18 protein-coding genes are annotated in these 15,345 nt (G+C 58.5%); 13 read left to right on the top strand and 5 right to left on the bottom strand.

All coding sequences use genetic code 11. The features are described 5' to 3' along the window. Positions 1–54 precede the first annotated feature (54 nt). The 8 genes from metG to OQ248_RS16815 all read left to right on the top strand — a co-directional run bounded on the left by metG (position 55) and on the right by OQ248_RS16815 (position 7,084). Positions 55–2,106, top strand: a complete 2,052-nt coding sequence (gene metG / locus OQ248_RS16850) for a methionine--tRNA ligase (protein ID WP_265813376.1) — start codon at positions 55–57, stop codon at positions 2,104–2,106. Between the two features lie 131 nt (positions 2,107–2,237). Further along, complete coding sequence (locus OQ248_RS16845; RefSeq protein ID WP_265813375.1) at positions 2,238–2,807, top strand: Rnf-Nqr domain containing protein; 570 nt, start codon at positions 2,238–2,240, stop codon at positions 2,805–2,807. Continuing rightward, positions 2,804–4,018 (top strand): electron transport complex subunit RsxB, encoded by a 1,215-nt coding sequence (rsxB, locus tag OQ248_RS16840; RefSeq protein WP_265813374.1) that lies wholly within the window; start codon positions 2,804–2,806, stop codon positions 4,016–4,018. Before OQ248_RS16845 ends, rsxB begins: the two co-directional genes overlap by 4 nt. After that, the gene (locus OQ248_RS16835; RefSeq protein ID WP_265813373.1) at positions 4,005–4,988 is read left to right on the top strand and encodes an RnfABCDGE type electron transport complex subunit D; all 984 of its coding nucleotides are present in this window, start codon (positions 4,005–4,007) and stop codon (positions 4,986–4,988) included. Before rsxB ends, OQ248_RS16835 begins: the two co-directional genes overlap by 14 nt. Beyond that, entirely contained in the window at positions 4,985–5,590 is a 606-nt protein-coding gene (locus tag OQ248_RS16830) for an RnfABCDGE type electron transport complex subunit G (RefSeq protein ID WP_265813372.1), read from the top strand. The genes OQ248_RS16835 and OQ248_RS16830 overlap by 4 nt, the downstream gene beginning before the upstream one ends. Beyond that, positions 5,587–6,168: an Rnf-Nqr domain containing protein gene (locus tag OQ248_RS16825; RefSeq protein ID WP_265813371.1), complete on the top strand. Its 582-nt coding sequence runs from the start codon at positions 5,587–5,589 to the stop codon at positions 6,166–6,168. Before OQ248_RS16830 ends, OQ248_RS16825 begins: the two co-directional genes overlap by 4 nt. Further along, complete coding sequence (gene nth / locus OQ248_RS16820; protein ID WP_085709532.1) at positions 6,165–6,803, top strand: endonuclease III; 639 nt, start codon at positions 6,165–6,167, stop codon at positions 6,801–6,803. The genes OQ248_RS16825 and nth overlap by 4 nt, the downstream gene beginning before the upstream one ends. A gap of 107 nt (positions 6,804–6,910) precedes the next feature. After that, on the top strand, positions 6,911–7,084 hold the full coding sequence (locus tag OQ248_RS16815; protein ID WP_167443787.1) for a hypothetical protein: 174 nt from the start codon (positions 6,911–6,913) through the stop codon (positions 7,082–7,084). Positions 7,085–7,171: 87 nt separating this feature from the next. On the opposite strand, the gene OQ248_RS16810 is transcribed toward OQ248_RS16815, so the two are convergent. Continuing rightward, positions 7,172–7,798 carry a response regulator transcription factor gene (locus OQ248_RS16810; RefSeq protein WP_265813370.1) on the bottom strand — a complete coding sequence of 209 codons (627 nt, stop codon included), beginning with the start codon at positions 7,796–7,798 and terminating at the stop codon, positions 7,172–7,174. 332 nt (positions 7,799–8,130) lie between these two features. On the opposite strand from OQ248_RS16810, the gene OQ248_RS16805 reads away from it, so the two are divergent. After that, positions 8,131–8,715 (top strand): hypothetical protein, encoded by a 585-nt coding sequence (locus OQ248_RS16805; protein WP_265813369.1) that lies wholly within the window; start codon positions 8,131–8,133, stop codon positions 8,713–8,715. Positions 8,716–8,873: 158 nt separating this feature from the next. On the opposite strand, the gene OQ248_RS16800 is transcribed toward OQ248_RS16805, so the two are convergent. Together OQ248_RS16800 and OQ248_RS16795 are read right to left on the bottom strand one after the other, a co-directional pair. After that, positions 8,874–10,091, bottom strand: coding sequence for an argininosuccinate synthase (locus tag OQ248_RS16800; protein ID WP_007963976.1), 1,218 nt, complete (start codon positions 10,089–10,091; stop codon positions 8,874–8,876). Between the two features lie 129 nt (positions 10,092–10,220). Further along, positions 10,221–11,129, bottom strand: coding sequence for an OmpA family protein (locus OQ248_RS16795; protein WP_085699676.1), 909 nt, complete (start codon positions 11,127–11,129; stop codon positions 10,221–10,223). A gap of 160 nt (positions 11,130–11,289) precedes the next feature. Between OQ248_RS16795 and pyrC the strand changes: the two genes are divergently transcribed. Further along, a complete protein-coding gene (gene pyrC, locus OQ248_RS16790) occupies positions 11,290–12,336 on the top strand; it encodes a dihydroorotase (RefSeq protein ID WP_047296199.1) in 1,047 nt (348 codons plus the stop codon). After that, positions 12,333–13,007 (top strand): ribonuclease T, encoded by a 675-nt coding sequence (gene rnt / locus OQ248_RS16785; RefSeq protein ID WP_085709496.1) that lies wholly within the window; start codon positions 12,333–12,335, stop codon positions 13,005–13,007. Before pyrC ends, rnt begins: the two co-directional genes overlap by 4 nt. Before the next feature lie 74 nt (positions 13,008–13,081). Here rnt and OQ248_RS16780 read toward each other — a convergent pair whose 3' ends face one another. Then, complete coding sequence (locus OQ248_RS16780) at positions 13,082–13,684, bottom strand: peroxiredoxin (protein WP_007963972.1); 603 nt, start codon at positions 13,682–13,684, stop codon at positions 13,082–13,084. A gap of 291 nt (positions 13,685–13,975) precedes the next feature. Here OQ248_RS16780 and OQ248_RS16775 point away from each other — a divergent pair, with 291 nt between their 5' ends. Next, positions 13,976–14,194: a bacterioferritin-associated ferredoxin gene (locus OQ248_RS16775; RefSeq protein WP_003227725.1), complete on the top strand. Its 219-nt coding sequence runs from the start codon at positions 13,976–13,978 to the stop codon at positions 14,192–14,194. 199 nt (positions 14,195–14,393) lie between these two features. Further along, the gene (bfr, locus tag OQ248_RS16770; protein ID WP_011335740.1) at positions 14,394–14,870 is read left to right on the top strand and encodes a bacterioferritin; all 477 of its coding nucleotides are present in this window, start codon (positions 14,394–14,396) and stop codon (positions 14,868–14,870) included. A 106-nt stretch (positions 14,871–14,976) separates the two neighbouring features. Here the strand turns inward: bfr and grxD are convergent, their stop codons facing one another. Beyond that, on the bottom strand, positions 14,977–15,318 hold the full coding sequence (gene grxD, locus OQ248_RS16765; protein ID WP_039765841.1) for a Grx4 family monothiol glutaredoxin: 342 nt from the start codon (positions 15,316–15,318) through the stop codon (positions 14,977–14,979). Positions 15,319–15,345 lie beyond the last annotated feature (27 nt).

Below are 15,345 nucleotides of genomic sequence, written 5' to 3'. Positions count from 1 at the left end.
TTCCCGGCGCTTTATAGTGGCCGACCTCCGTTTCATCAAGTAGCGAAGCCCCACATGTCCGAACCACGCAAGATTCTCGTCACCAGCGCCCTGCCCTACGCCAACGGTTCGATCCACCTTGGCCATATGCTGGAATACATCCAGACCGATATGTGGGTGCGCTTCCAGAAGCATCGCGGCAATCAGTGCATTTATGTCTGCGCCGACGACGCCCACGGTTCGGCGATCATGCTGCGCGCGGAAAAGGAAGGCATCACCCCGGAACAACTGATCGCCAATGTCCAGGCCGAACACAGCGCCGACTTTGCCGAGTTCCTGGTGGACTTCGACAACTTCCACTCCACTCACGCCGAAGAAAACCGTGAGCTGTCGAGCCAGATCTACCTGAAGCTGCGTGACGCCGGGCACATCGCCCAACGTTCGATCACCCAGTATTTCGACCCGGAAAAGAAAATGTTCCTGGCCGACCGCTTCATCAAGGGCACCTGCCCGAAATGCGGCACCGAAGACCAGTACGGCGACAACTGCGAAAAATGCGGCGCAACCTACGCGCCGACCGACCTGAAGGATCCGAAGTCGGCGATCTCCGGCGCCACCCCGGTGCTCAAGGATTCCCAGCACTTCTTCTTCAAGCTGCCGGACTTCCAGCAGATGCTGCAGACCTGGACCCGCAGCGGCACCCTGCAGGACGCCGTGGCCAACAAGATCGCCGAGTGGCTGGACGCTGGCCTGCAACAGTGGGACATCTCCCGCGATGCGCCGTACTTCGGTTTCGAGATCCCGGGCGAGCCGGGCAAGTATTTCTACGTATGGCTGGATGCGCCGATCGGCTACATGGCCAGCTTCAAGAACCTGTGCAACCGCACACCGGGTCTGGACTTCGACGCGTTCTGGGGCAAGGACTCCACCGCCGAGCTGTACCACTTCATCGGCAAGGACATCGTCAACTTCCACGCCCTGTTCTGGCCGGCGATGCTCGAAGGTGCGGGTTTCCGCAAGCCGACCGGGATCAACGTGCACGGCTACCTGACCGTCAACGGTCAGAAGATGTCCAAGTCCCGTGGCACCTTCATCAAGGCCCGTACCTACCTGGACCATCTGTCGCCGGAATACCTGCGCTACTACTATGCGGCCAAACTGGGCCGTGGCGTGGACGACCTCGACCTGAACCTCGAAGACTTCGTGCAGAAGGTCAACTCCGACCTGGTCGGCAAAGTCGTCAACATCGCCAGCCGTTGCGCCGGTTTCATCCAGAAGGGCAATGCCGGCCTGCTGGTGGACAACAACGCCGCGCCGGAACTGACCGAAGCCTTCCTGGCTGCCGCGCCGAGCATCGCCGACGCCTATGAGGCCCGCGACTTCGCCCGTGCCATGCGCGAAACCATGGCTTTGGCCGACCGCGCCAACGCGTGGATCGCCGACAAGGCGCCGTGGTCGCTGAACAAGCAGGAAGGCAAGCAGGATGAAGTCCAGGCGGTCTGCGCCACGGCGATCAACCTGTTCCGCCAGCTGGTGATCTTCCTCAAGCCGGTGTTGCCGGTGCTGGCCGCCGATGCCGAGGCGTTCCTCAACGTCGCCCCGCTGACCTGGAACGACCACACCACCCTGCTGGCCAACCACCAGTTGAACGAATTCAAACCGTTGATGACCCGCATCGACCCGGTAAAAGTGCAAGCCATGACCGACGCCTCGAAAGAAGACCTGACCGCCAGCCAGACCGACACCGGCGCCGCCGCGCCTGCCGGCAATGGCGAACTGGCCAAGGATCCGCTGTCGCCGGAAATCGACTTCGACACCTTCGCCGCCGTCGACCTGCGCGTGGCGCTGATCGTCAAGGCCGAACACGTGGAAGGCGCGGACAAGCTGTTGCGCCTGACCCTGGACATCGGTGACGAGCAACGCAATGTGTTCTCCGGGATCAAGAGCGCTTACCCGGATCCGTCGAAACTCGACGGTCGTCTGACCATGATGATTGCCAACCTCAAGCCACGGAAAATGAAGTTCGGCATCTCCGAAGGCATGGTGATGGCGGCCGGCCCCGGCGGTGAAGAAATCTACCTGCTGAGCCCGGACAGCGGCGCCAAGCCGGGTCAGCGCATCAAGTAAGGTTCTGCACTGACCGATCCCACAGGCGTACCCCGTGCGCCTGTGGGATTTTTCATATCTGGCCCGCCCGTCATGGCAGCCGGATAATGCCTAATCTTAAGTGACACCCGCCCGCTCTCACCGGCAGAACCATGACCGAACTCGTGCTTACGCTCTTCAGTGCTGCGCTGATCAACAACTTCGTGTTGCACTGGCCGCTGGGCGTCGATCCGCTGCTGGCGGGCGACCGCCGACAGGTGCATGCGCTGGGGCTGGCGACGTTGTGCCTGACGCTGATTGTCGGTGTGGCGGGTTACGCGATCTGGCATTGGCTGCTGGTGCCGTTGCAACTGGAATTCCTGCGGCTGTTTGTGTTTCTGCCGCTGAGCGTCCTGCTGATCGCGCCGCTGCTGAAGTTGCTGGCGCGTTGGCGACCCGCTCTGCCATTCGACGGTTTGTGGCCGCTGCTGCTGGGCAATGCAGGTGTATTGGGGCTGACGCTGATCAACGCGCAAGCGGATAAGGGCCTGTTTCATGCCACAGCATTGAGCCTGGGCGCCGGCCTGGGTTTCTGGCTGGTGTTGAGCCTGTTCAGCGATTTGCGCGAACGCACGGCCGACAACGATATTCCCCTGCCCTTTCGTGGCCTGCCGATCCAGTTGATCGGCGCCGGACTGATGGCGGTGGCTTTTCTCGGATTCAGTGGACTGATCAAAACATGAGTCTGATTCAACGCATCGATGCCCTGCTGCCGCAGACCCAATGCGGCAAGTGCGGCCATCCCGGATGCAAACCCTACGCTGAAGGCATCGCCGATGGCGAGCCGATCAACAAGTGCCCGCCGGGTGGCGACGAAACCATCGCGGCACTGGCCGAACTGCTGAAAATCCCGGTGCTGGAACTGGACATCAGCCGTGGCACCGCACCGCCGCAAGTGGCGTTTATCCGTGAAGCCGAATGCATCGGTTGCACCAAGTGCATTCAGGCCTGCCCGATCGATGCCATCGTCGGCGCGGCGAAACTGATGCACACGGTGATCATCGACGAGTGCACCGGTTGCGATCTGTGCGTGGCGCCCTGCCCGGTCGACTGCATCGAGATGCACCCGCTGCCGATCGGAACGCTGCCAGTGGTGGGTGGCCTGGCCAACAGCCTCGAAGGGCAACAGGCGCGCACCGCCAAGCGCGATCACGCCCGGCAACGTTTCGAACGGCGTAATGCCCGGCTGCAAAAAGAAGAACAGCAGAAGCAGGCCGAACGCGAAGCTCGCGCACAACGTGCGGCGCAGGTTGAAGTTGCGTCCGCCACGCTCGATCCGGTGCAGGCAGCGCTGGAACGGGTGCGCGCACAAAAAGCCGCAACCGCCGACGCCGCGCTGAAAAAGGCCAAGATCGACGTGGCGATGAGCCGCGCCCAATTGCACAAATCGCTGAAAGCCTTCGGCCATCCGCCGACCTTCGAGCAGCAGTCGCAACTGATCGTGCTGCAGCAGCAATTCGAAGCCGCCGAGCAGGCCCTGGTGAAACTGGAAAGTAGCGCCGCACCTGCGCCAGTCGTGACAGCCCCAGTGAAAGACGCCGATCTGAAACGAGCGAAAATCCAGCTGGCGATGCGCCGTGCCGAGCTGAAAAAGGCGCAGACCGCAGAGGCTCCGCCGCAGCAGATTGCAGCACTCGAACAAGCCCTGCGTGACGCCGAACAAGCGTTGCACGACGCCGAAGCGGCCAGCGATCAACCGGCTCCCGATCTGGTGCGTGTGGAGAAACGTCCGATCGACAACCAGCTTCGTCAGCTGAAAACCGAACTGGCCTACGCGCGCGCCGACCTGAACAAACTGCAACGACGTGACGGCACGCCAGCCGAGGTCCTCGACAAGGCCCGCGCCCGCCTGCAAGAGGCGGAGCGGCAGGTGGAAGCCCATGTCATCCATTGAAACCAGGGACGAACGCCTGCAACAGGCGATGAAGCTGGTTTTGCTGGCAACATTGCCGGGGTTGTTGGCGTTGTTCTGGTTTTACGGCTGGGGGGTGTTGATCAACCTGATCCTGTCCGTCGCCACAGCCTTGAGTGTCGAAGCTGCCGTGACCTCTCTGCGCCGACAACCGCTGCAAGCCACCTTGACCGATGGCAGCGCGGTGGTCAGTGCCACGCTGCTGGCCATCGCCCTGCCGCCTTACTGCCCGTGGTGGCTGACGGTCACGGCGATCGGCTCAGGCTTGCTGCTGGGCAAACATTTGTACGGCGGCGTGGGCCGAAACCCTTTCAACCCGGCCATGCTCGGTTTTGCCTTGGCGATGGTGATGTTCCCGCAACCGATGACCCATTGGCCGGCCCATGGCATGGATCTGACGGCGGCTTTTGGCCAGGTATTCAACCTGGGCACGCAGCCGGACGCCTGGGTTCAGGCCACTGCGCTGGACAGTCTGAGCATCAACAAAAGCCTGACCATGGATGAACTGTTTGCCAGCAATCCGGCGTTCGGCCGTTTTGGCGGTCATGGTGTGGAGTGTGTGAGTCTGGCGTTTCTCGCCGGCGGACTGTTCCTGCTGCAGCGCCGGGTAATCGGCTGGCAGGCGCCGGTTGGCATGCTCGCCAGCCTGTTCGTCATCAGCCTGCTGAGCTGGAACGGCTCGGGCTCCGACTCCCATGGCTCACCGCTGTTTCATCTGCTGAGCGGCGCGACCATGCTTGGCGCGTTTTTCATCGTCACCGAACCGGTTTCCGGTGCAAAAAGTCCACTCGCCCGCTTGTTGTTTGGCGTGGGCGTCGGCCTGCTGACCTATCTGATTCGCACCTGGGGCGGCTATCCGGATGGTGTGGCGTTCTCGGTATTGCTGATGAACCTTTGCGTGCCGACACTGGAACGCTTTGCCGCTGCCCGTCAGGCGCAGGTGAAGCCATGAACCGCACAAAAAGCCTGATCACCCTGGTGCTGCTGGCGACGGCAGGCGTCGGGCTGACTTATGTCGTGCAACACAGCAATGCGCCGCACATCACCGCCGAACAGCGTCAGCTCGAAAGTCGCAAACTGCTGGACGTGCTTTCAGTCGATGCGTACGACAATCAGCCTCTGGAACAACCTCTGGCGCTGGCCGACACCCACTTGAGCCACAGCGAGTTGCTGGGTGGTTATCGGGCGACCAAGGCCGGCCAACCGGTGGCGGTGCTGCTGCGCAACCGGACCGAGGGCTATGCGGGCCCTATCGAGTTGCTGATTGCCATCGATGCCAATGGCCGATTGCTCGGCGTGAAAACCCTGGAGCAAACTGAAACGCCGGCGCTGGGCGGGCACATAGGCGACTGGCCGAACACCTGGCTGCAGGCGTTTATCGGCAAATCCGGCAGCCAACCGACCGATGCCGGATGGGCCTTGAAAAAGGATCAGGGGCAATTCGACCAGATCGCTGGTGCAACCATCACGTCCCGCGCGGCCATCAACGCGATCCATGACGCCTTGCGTTATTTCGATGATCACCGGACGACCTTGCTCGGGAGCGCGCCATGAACTCGTCAGCGACACTGTCGAACTCGATGATGCTGGTGCTGTTGATCGGCGCCACTGACTCCGTGGCCGGTGCGCTGGCGATTGTGGTGATGTTCGCTGTTGTGGTGAGCCTGTACGGCGTGTGCATGGCACCGCTGCGGGCACGACTGAGCGGCGAGAGCCTGTTACCGGTCAGCCTGGTGCTGGCCGCGACGTTGACGGGGTGCGCCGATATTCTGCTGCAACGCAGCGCTGTGCAGTGGCATCAACTGGTCAGCCTTTACGCCGGCCTGATCGGTTTGCAGTGCGTCATATTCGAACACAACGGATTCTTTCGACTGCCAGCCCGAGGACGTCTGAAACTGTGCGGCTTGTTCATCGCACTGATGACCGTGCTGGCGGTGTTGCGCGAGCTGCTCGGTCAGGGCAGCATCGGCCATCACCTGTCGGATCACTGGCAAGGTTTGATTCTGTTCGGCGACGGCCTGCATTTCGCGACGCTGGCTCCCGGCGCCTTCATATTGCTGGGGCTATTGCTCGCCGCCCGACAGGCCTGGACTCGCTCCGCCGCCCCACCCGAGGAAACGCATCACCCATGAATGCCGCAAAACGTCTGGAGATCTTCCGCCGGTTTCACGAGGACAATCCCGAACCCAAGACCGAACTCGCCTACTCTTCGCCTTTCGAACTGTTGATTGCGGTGATTCTGTCCGCCCAATCGACTGACGTCGGGGTGAACAAGGCGACGGCGAAGCTTTACCCGGTGGCCAACACACCGGCCGCCATTCATGCCTTGGGCGTCGAAGGTCTGTCCGAGTACATCAAGACTATCGGCCTCTATAACAGCAAGGCCAAAAACGTGATCGAAACCTGTCGCATGCTGGTCGAGCTGCACAATGGCGAAGTCCCGCAGACACGAGAAGAGCTGGAGGCATTGCCCGGCGTAGGCCGCAAGACCGCCAACGTGGTGCTCAATACCGCGTTCCGACAGTTGACGATGGCGGTGGACACCCACATTTTCCGGGTCAGCAACCGCACCGGCATTGCCCCTGGCAAGAACGTGGTCGAGGTGGAAAACAAACTGATGAAGTTTGTGCCAAAACAATACCTTCTCGATTCACACCATTGGCTCATTCTCCACGGGCGCTACGTGTGCCTGGCCCGCAAGCCGCGGTGTGGCAGCTGTCGGATCGAAGACTTGTGTGAATACAAGGCCAAAACTTCGGACGATTGAGCGTCTATTGGAATTATTGATATTGCGATTGAAAAAATCTTTTTTACGATCTGCTGGATTATCGATATAAGGAGCGCCAAAGGCAGTCTTAGCCTGGAGTTAACCTTATGAGCACCAGCAAAGAGCAAGTGGACGTAGAAGACGATTTCGTCGCGGATGCGGACGACGAACCGGTGGTTGAGGTCGCCAAAACCAACCTGAGCAAACGCCGGACCATCGATAACATGCTTGAGGAACGCCGACTGCAAAAGCAATTGGCCGATTACGACTTTGATCTCTGACATTTAAAAGCCTCCGCAACGGAGGCTTTTTCGTTTCTGCTGCAAGCTGATGCCGATCTGCCCATGATCCGTCAGCATCTGAAGCGGTCAGACCAGGCCATTGCGCTGGGCCAGTTCGATCAGATCCACCAGCGAACGCGCGTTTAGCTTCAACAGCAACCGTGTCTTGTAGGTGCTGACGGTCTTGTTGCTGAGAAACATGCCATCGGCGATTTCCTTGTTTGTCTTGCCGCGTGCCAGTTGCTGCAACACCATCATCTCGCGCCCGGAAAGACGATCGACCATATCGGCTTCACTGGCATTTCCCAGGCTGGTGCGTACGGTGTGCAACGCCTGGTTCGGAAAATAACTGTACCCGGACAGCACAGCCTTGATAGCGCTGAGCAGTTCGGTCAGATCCTGCTGCTTACAAACATATCCTGCTGCCCCCGACTGCATGCAACGCATGGAGAAATGCCCCGGGGCCTGGGATGTCAGCACCAGCACTTTCAGGGGCATCGCGCTGCTCGTAAGCCGCGCAATCACTTCCAGACCATCAAGTTTCGGTATACCGATATCGAGAATGACAATATCGGGCATCTGGTCGCGAGCCAGTTGTAATGCATCCACTCCGTTATCCGTTTCTGCAATGACTTCGTAGCCATGACGTTCCATCAGCATACGCACCGCAAGACGAATGACAGGATGATCATCCACGATCAGCACTTTATTCATGGGCAAGTCCAGTTTCGCTGTTCGAATTTTTAGAACCGGCACAATAACGTAGTCATTTCATCCATGGCATAGCGAAGTTCCATTGCATCAGTAGCGAGAGACACTTCCTACAGCCAATAAAGATTTATCCTACAGAAAAGACCCATCAGCAAGCTGCCGGATAGCGAACCATGAAAAACATGCACTCGACACGACAAAAAACCGAAACAACATACTTATATCCTTCCGGCTTTTTTTAATATAAACACCAAACACCAGGGATAAAAACCTCCCGACCACAACAATTCAAACCACCCACATGACGAGAACGATCGCACTCATGAGTAAAGAGCATGTTAAAGATCAACAGAAAAATAACCAACCCTATCAGTGTCATTGCCATATTCGCGTTCATCTCCGAAACGTCCGCGGCAGTGTCCTTGCCCTTCCTTGACCAGGATGAACGGGAAATCTACATCTGGTTTCTGATCAGTTTTCCATTCTATTTGTTATTCCTGTTTTTCATCACATTGAACTTCAACTACCGATCCCTTTATGCGCCGTCCGACTTTGATAACGACAAGAACTTTCTCAAGGCATTCAAAGATGAACCCCCTGACTTTCTCGGCGAACTTACAGTTCAATCGAATACAGGATCGCACACCGTAAGACTGCCAAAACCACTGAGCACGCTTTGCATCATTGATATTCGAGAAATGAACACCGAATCAAAAATAGACACGTTATTGAAAAAAATCCCACACACAGGCAAGCACTCACAAAGAATTTTCCTCGTTTTAACCGATGACATGTCGGATATTTTACCGAAAGAGAATTTCGCCAGAATGCTAAAACAAGGAAGAAAAACCATGGAAACAACATATTGTATTATTTACAACGTTCACTCACTGAACATCACTGTATTGGGAAGAGTTTAAATTGGGGCGCGAATACACAAAGCACATCAATGCGATGCACAAAATACCAATTAATACAGAAACGCTGATCGGCAACGATCAGGTAAACAGAAGGGTTTTCCAGCATAGCGGCCTTGTCACAATGACAAGACCGCTATTTCACATCAGGCCCGAGGGCTTCAGAACAGCTTGCGGCCCTTGTTGGCAGCAATCCGCATGCGCAGCGCGTTGAGCTTGATAAAGCCCGCCGCGTCGGCCTGGTTGTAAGCGCCGCCGTCTTCTTCGAAGGTCGCGATGTTGGCGTCGAACAGCGAGTCGTCGGACTTGCGGCCGGTCACGATCACGTTGCCCTTGTACAGTTTCAGGCGCACGACGCCGTTCACGTTGACCTGGGATGCGTCGATCATCTGTTGCAGCATCAGACGCTCAGGGCTCCACCAGTAACCGGTGTAGATCAGGCTGGCATACTTCGGCATCAACTCGTCTTTCAGGTGAGCGACTTCGCGGTCCAGGGTGATCGATTCAATGGCGCGGTGAGCACGCAGCATGATGGTGCCGCCCGGAGTTTCGTAGCAGCCACGGGACTTCATGCCGACGTAACGGTTCTCAACGATGTCGAGACGGCCGATACCGTGTTGACCACCGATCTTGTTCAGGGTCGCCAGTACGGTGGCCGGGGTCATTTCGACGCCGTCCAGCGCGACGATGTCGCCGTTGCGGTAGGTCAGTTCCAGGTATTGCGGGGTGTCGGGAGCCTTCTCCGGGGAGACGGTCCAGCGCCACATGTCTTCCTCGTGCTCGGTCCAGGTGTCTTCCAGCACGCCGCCTTCATAGGAGATGTGCAGCAGGTTGGCGTCCATCGAGTACGGGGATTTCTTCTTGCCATGACGCTCGATCGGGATCGCGTGCTTCTCGGCGTAGTCCATCAGCTTCTCGCGGGACAGCAGGTCCCACTCACGCCAAGGGGCGATCACTTTCACGCCTGGCTTGAGCGCGTAGGCACCCAGCTCGAAACGCACCTGGTCGTTGCCCTTGCCGGTCGCGCCGTGGGAAATGGCGTCGGCGCCGGTTTCGTTGGCGATTTCGATCAGACGCTTGGCGATCAGCGGACGCGCGATGGAAGTACCCAGCAGGTACTCGCCTTCGTAAACGGTGTTGGCACGGAACATCGGGAACACGAAGTCACGCACGAATTCTTCGCGCAGGTCGTCGATGTAGATTTCTTTGACGCCCATGGCCTGCGCCTTGGCGCGAGCCGGCTCGACCTCTTCGCCCTGACCCAGGTCAGCGGTGAAGGTCACGACTTCACAGTTATAAGTATCCTGCAGCCACTTGAGGATCACCGAAGTGTCCAGGCCGCCGGAATACGCCAGAACGACCTTGTTTACGTCCGCCATGCCATCACTCCACGGGGTTCTACGGAAAGCCGAGGAGTCTACCGCTCAAACGCGATAATTTACAGAGGCGCGACAGCTTAAGACGACAAAGCGACAGAATCTGTCGAGAGCGCGACGATGACCGACAGGTCAGGAAGTCGCCGCAGCGTTGGCAGGCGTACTGGCTTGAGGTGCTGGAGCGGTAACCGGTGCCACCCGGGCCAACTTCACGCTGACCCGGCGGTTTTTCGCCCGGTTGGCGGCGTTGGTGTTCGGTACCAGCGGGTATTGCTCGCCGTGGAAACGCACGGTGATCTGGGATTCGGCGATGCCGTTGGCCTTGAAGAAATCGACCACCGCCAGCGCACGACGGCGCGACAGCTCACGATTGGTCAGGCGATTGCCGCTGTTGTCGGAATAGCCATCAAGCTCAATGTGATTGACCGTCGGATCGGCCTTCATGAACTCGAGCATCACTTGCAGTTTGGCTTTCGCGGCAGCATCCAGATCGGTGCCTTCGCCCGGAAAGCCGACCTGGGAGTTTTTGACCTGATCGAAATTCTGCGGGAGCAGTTTCGCCACGCAGGTCTGGTAGTCGTTGAACGCCTTGCTGAACTTGACCGGCAGCAGGCGCACTTCGGAGACCCGTCCATCACCGGAGGCACGCCGCACCACCGGACTGCGACCTTCCAGCAAACCGCTGATCAACCCGCCAGCCTGCGATTGCGAACTGTTGAACAGCACGTTGCCGGTACCGATCCTGACGCTGCCCAGATTGATATCATTGCGCCCCGGCTGCCAGGGCGCCGCCGCCGCCAGCAAGGTTGCCGAACCACCGCCCAGCATCGCGTTGTAGGCGTTCAGGCGGAAGATCGCCTGCTCGCCGGCCTTGCGCACGAACTGGCCCGAGCCGAAATCGGTGATCGGCTGCGTCAGGCGGCATTCGAACTTGTCGCCTTCGACCGTCCACTCAATGTTCTCCAGACGGGTCTGGTAGGTCAGTGCCATCGCGGGAAGACTGGCAAACACACTGAGCAAGGCTAAATAACGCTGGCGCACGGGAGGCTCCATTGGCTTCTACAACAAAAAAGACCGATACATACATGTTTACGGCATACCTATGGGATATCGGACGCTCGTCGCAAAACTTGATAGCGAGTGCCTGCAAGAGTCTTTTCCGGTAGCATTCGCCTCAGTTTGACCCGCCTGGAATCCCCTCATGTCCGACCGCCTGACCCTGCTGCGTCCCGACGACTGGCACATTCATCTTCGCGATGGTGCCGTGTTGACCAATACCGTTGCAGATGTTGCGCGCACCTTTGGTCGCGCCATCATCATGCCTAACCTGGTACCTCCGGTGCGCAACGCCGCTGAAGCCGACGGCTATCGCCAGCGGATTCTCGCTGCCCGCCCGGCCGGCAGTCGTTTCGAGCCGTTGATGGTGCTGTACCTCACCGACCGTACCCAGCCCGAAGAAATTCGTGAAGCCAAGGCCAGCGGTTTTGTCCACGCGGCCAAGTTGTACCCGGCCGGCGCCACCACCAACTCCGATTCCGGGGTCACCAGCATCGACAAGATCTTCCCGGCGCTGGAAGCCATGGCCGAAGTCGGCATGCCGCTGTTGATCCACGGTGAGGTCACCCGTGGCGACGTCGACGTGTTCGACCGCGAAAAAATCTTCATCGACGAGCACATGCGCCGCGTGGTCGAGCGTTTCCCGACCCTCAAGGTCGTGTTCGAACACATCACCACCGGTGATGCCGTGCAGTTCGTCAACGAGGCCTCGGCCAACGTCGGCGCGACCATCACCGCCCATCACCTGCTGTACAACCGTAACCACATGCTGGTGGGCGGGATCCGGCCGCACTTCTACTGCCTGCCGATCCTCAAGCGTAATACGCATCAGGAAGCTCTGCTCGACGCGGCCACCAGCGGCAGCGCGAAGTTCTTCCTCGGCACCGACTCGGCGCCGCACGCCCAGCACGCCAAGGAAGCCGCCTGCGGCTGTGCCGGCTGCTACACCGCTTACGCTGCCATCGAGCTGTATGCCGAAGCCTTCGAGCAGCGCAATGCGCTGGACAAGCTCGAAGCCTTCGCCAGCCTCAATGGCCCGCGCTTCTACGGTCTGCCGGCCAACACCGATCGTATCACCCTGGTTCGTGAAGAATGGACCGCCCCGACCAGCCTGCCTTTCGGCGAGCTGAACGTTATCCCGCTGCGCGCCGGTGAAAAACTGCGCTGGCGCCTGCTGGAGGAACACGCGTGAGTGAAGACCATTTCGACGACGAACTGGACGGTCAAGGTGGCGGCGGTTCGCGCCATCCGATGGCAGCACGCTTTCGCGGCTACCTGCCGGTTGTCGTCGACGTAGAGACCGGTGGTTTCAACTCGGCCACCGACGCATTGCTGGAGATTGCCGCGACCACCATCGCCATGGATGAAAAGGGTTTCGTTTACCCGGATCACACCTACTTCTTCCGTGTCGAGCCATTCGAAGGCGCCAACATCGAAGCGGCCGCGCTGGAGTTCACCGGGATCAAGCTCGATCACCCGTTGCGCATGGCGGTCAGCGAAGAGACGGCCCTGACCGATATCTTCCGGGGCGTGCGCAAGGCCTTGAAGGCCAACGGTTGCAAGCGGGCGATCCTGGTCGGCCACAACAGCAGCTTCGACCTGGGCTTCCTCAACGCTGCCGTCGCGCGGCTGGACATGAAGCGCAACCCGTTCCACCCGTTCTCCAGCTTCGACACCGCGACACTCGCCGGCCTGGCGTATGGTCAGACCGTACTGGCCAAGGCCTGTCAGGCAGCCGACATCGATTTCGATGGCCGTGAAGCGCACTCCGCGCGTTACGACACCGAAAAGACCGCCGAGCTGTTCTGCGGCATCGTCAACCGCTGGAAACAGATGGGCGGCTGGGAAGACTTCGACGACTGATGGTCGTCGGGTTAAATCCCGCGCATGAAAAAACCGGCTCAAGAGCCGGTTTTTTTGTACCTCGACGTTGCGCCTTACAGGGCAGCAGCGTTCTCGGTCAGGTAAGCCGCAACGCCTTCCGGCGAAGCGTTCATGCCTTTGTCGCCTTTTTTCCAGTTGGCAGGACAGACTTCGCCGTGCTCTTCGTGGAATTGCAGAGCGTCGACCAGACGGATCAGCTCTTCCATGTTACGGCCCAGCGGCAGGTCGTTGATGATCTGCGAGCGGACAACGCCTTTGTCGTCGATCAGGAACGCGCCACGGAAAGCCACGCCGCCTTCGGATTCAACGTCGTAGGCCTTGGCGATTTCGTGCTTCATATCGGCAGCCATGGTGTATTTCACCTGGCCGATGCCGCCATTGTTGACCGGGGTGTTGCGCCAGGCGTTGTGGGTGAAGTGCGAGTCGATCGAAACAGCGACCACTTCTACGTTGCGCGCCTTGAAGTCAGCCATGCGGTTGTCCAGAGCGATCAGCTCGGACGGGCAGACGAAGGTGAAGTCCAGCGGGTAGAAGAACACCAGGCCGTATTTGCCTTTGATGGCCGAGGACAGGGTGAAGCTGTCAACGATCTCGCCATTGCCGAGTACGGCCGGGACGGTGAAGTCAGGGGCTTGTTTGCCTACGAGTACGCTCATTGATATCTCCTGGTGTAGAAACTTGAAGTTCAGGGTCCGCGCCAGCCTGTCACCCTCAGGCGACAGCCCTGTGACACGAACCCCCTTCGCAAGGGCCGACCATCATACACTGCGTTTTTCGACTGTCCTCAAAGGTTTTTCGCGAAATCCCGGCTGGCATTCAGCCATGCACCACCGTTCGTCAGTCACAGTCGTTCGTGATGAAAACCGTTGGGAAAGCACTTTGACAATCATTCTCGTTAACATTAAGATCCATCGCAATTGAGCCACAACCAGCGACGGTTCTCACTTATGTATGTTTGCCTCTGCACTGGCGTCACCGACGGACAGATCCGCGAAGCGATCTATGAAGGTTGCTGCAGCTATAAAGAAGTCCGTCAGGCCACCGGCGTAGCCAGTCAATGCGGCAAATGTGCCTGCCTTGCGAAGGAAGTGGTACGCGAAACCCTGACAAAACTGCAAACCGCCCAGGCCGCGATCCCCTACCCTGTAGAATTTACTGCCGCGTAATTGCACCCAATTCGAAGAACCGGACTAATGTCCGGTTTTTTTATGCCTGCAAATCAATTGCTTAGCGACTAGACGCGGAACACAAACATTCTTATTCCGATTAATTTTCATATATTATTCAATAACTTAGGTTTGACACTTATAAATACCAAGCTCAAACTCTGCCGTATATACCGCTACTTAGGGCAGGACTCCCATCATGAAAGGCGACGTAACAGTCATCCAGCATCTCAACAAGATCCTTGCCAATGAGCTGGTCGCGATCAATCAGTACTTCCTGCATGCGCGCATGTATGAAGATTGGGGCCTGAACAAGCTGGGCAAGCACGAGTACCACGAATCCATCGACGAGATGAAGCACGCGGACAAGCTGATCAAGCGCATCCTGTTCCTCGAAGGCCTGCCGAACGTGCAGGACCTGGGCAAGCTGCACATCGGCGAGCACACCAAGGAAATGCTGGAGTGCGACCTGCGTATCGAGAAGACCGGCCACGCCGATCTGAAGGCCGCCATCGCTCATTGCGAATCCGTTGGCGACTTCGGCAGCCGCGAACTGCTTGAAGACATTCTCGAATCCGAAGAAGAACACATCGACTGGCTGGAAACCCAACTGGGCCTGATCGATAAAGTCGGTCTCGAGAACTATCTGCAATCGCAGATGGGCGAAGACGAGTAATCAGCAAGCGCTGAACGCGAGACATTAAAAAGCCCCGCCCTCTTTCGAGAGGCGGGGCTTTTTATTGCCCGGACTTCAGACTCGCCGAAATCCGGGCTGAAACCGATCAGGCTTCGGACTTGGCCGCAGCAGCCTTGGCGGATGCTTCCTTGACCAGAGTCTGCAGCTCACCGTTGGCGAACATTTCAGCCATGATGTCGCTGCCGCCGACCAGTTCACCGGCTACCCACAGCTGCGGGAAAGTCGGCCAGTTGGCGTACTTCGGCAGGTTGGCACGGATTTCCGGGTTCTGCAGGATGTCGACGTAGGCGAACTTCTCGCCACAGCCCATGACGGCCTGAGCAGCTTTCGCGGAGAAGCCACACTGCGGGGCATTCGGCGAGCCTTTCATGTAAAGCAGAATGGTGTTGTTGGCAATCTGCTCTTTAATCGTTTCGATGATATCCATGGAGCACCTCGGCTGAACTTTCCGACT

Source organism: Pseudomonas sp. COW5, from assembly GCF_026240005.1.
GTDB classification, from domain to species: Bacteria; Pseudomonadota; Gammaproteobacteria; order Pseudomonadales; family Pseudomonadaceae; genus Aquipseudomonas; species Aquipseudomonas kribbensis.
This window is presented reverse-complemented; position numbering and strand designations above follow the sequence as displayed.

Excerpts from the sequence above, each read along its gene's own strand:
- grxD (WP_039765841.1), bottom strand. The coding sequence starts at position 15,318 with ATGGATATCATCGAAACGATTAAAGAGCAGATTGCCAACAACACCATT.
- OQ248_RS16780 (WP_007963972.1), bottom strand. The coding sequence starts at position 13,684 with ATGAGCGTACTCGTAGGCAAACAAGCCCCTGACTTCACCGTCCCGGCC.
- OQ248_RS16810 (WP_265813370.1), bottom strand. The coding sequence starts at position 7,798 with ATGAATAAAGTGCTGATCGTGGATGATCATCCTGTCATTCGTCTTGCG.
- OQ248_RS16815 (WP_167443787.1), top strand. The coding sequence starts at position 6,911 with ATGAGCACCAGCAAAGAGCAAGTGGACGTAGAAGACGATTTCGTCGCG.
- nth (WP_085709532.1), top strand. The coding sequence starts at position 6,165 with ATGAATGCCGCAAAACGTCTGGAGATCTTCCGCCGGTTTCACGAGGAC.
- OQ248_RS16805 (WP_265813369.1), top strand. The coding sequence starts at position 8,131 with ATGTTAAAGATCAACAGAAAAATAACCAACCCTATCAGTGTCATTGCC.
- OQ248_RS16830 (WP_265813372.1), top strand. The coding sequence starts at position 4,985 with ATGAACCGCACAAAAAGCCTGATCACCCTGGTGCTGCTGGCGACGGCA.
- metG (WP_265813376.1), top strand. The coding sequence starts at position 55 with ATGTCCGAACCACGCAAGATTCTCGTCACCAGCGCCCTGCCCTACGCC.
- OQ248_RS16845 (WP_265813375.1), top strand. The coding sequence starts at position 2,238 with ATGACCGAACTCGTGCTTACGCTCTTCAGTGCTGCGCTGATCAACAAC.
- rsxB (WP_265813374.1), top strand. The coding sequence starts at position 2,804 with ATGAGTCTGATTCAACGCATCGATGCCCTGCTGCCGCAGACCCAATGC.
- OQ248_RS16800 (WP_007963976.1), bottom strand. The coding sequence starts at position 10,091 with ATGGCGGACGTAAACAAGGTCGTTCTGGCGTATTCCGGCGGCCTGGAC.
- pyrC (WP_047296199.1), top strand. The coding sequence starts at position 11,290 with ATGTCCGACCGCCTGACCCTGCTGCGTCCCGACGACTGGCACATTCAT.
- OQ248_RS16775 (WP_003227725.1), top strand. The coding sequence starts at position 13,976 with ATGTATGTTTGCCTCTGCACTGGCGTCACCGACGGACAGATCCGCGAA.
- OQ248_RS16825 (WP_265813371.1), top strand. The coding sequence starts at position 5,587 with ATGAACTCGTCAGCGACACTGTCGAACTCGATGATGCTGGTGCTGTTG.
- OQ248_RS16835 (WP_265813373.1), top strand. The coding sequence starts at position 4,005 with ATGTCATCCATTGAAACCAGGGACGAACGCCTGCAACAGGCGATGAAG.
- bfr (WP_011335740.1), top strand. The coding sequence starts at position 14,394 with ATGAAAGGCGACGTAACAGTCATCCAGCATCTCAACAAGATCCTTGCC.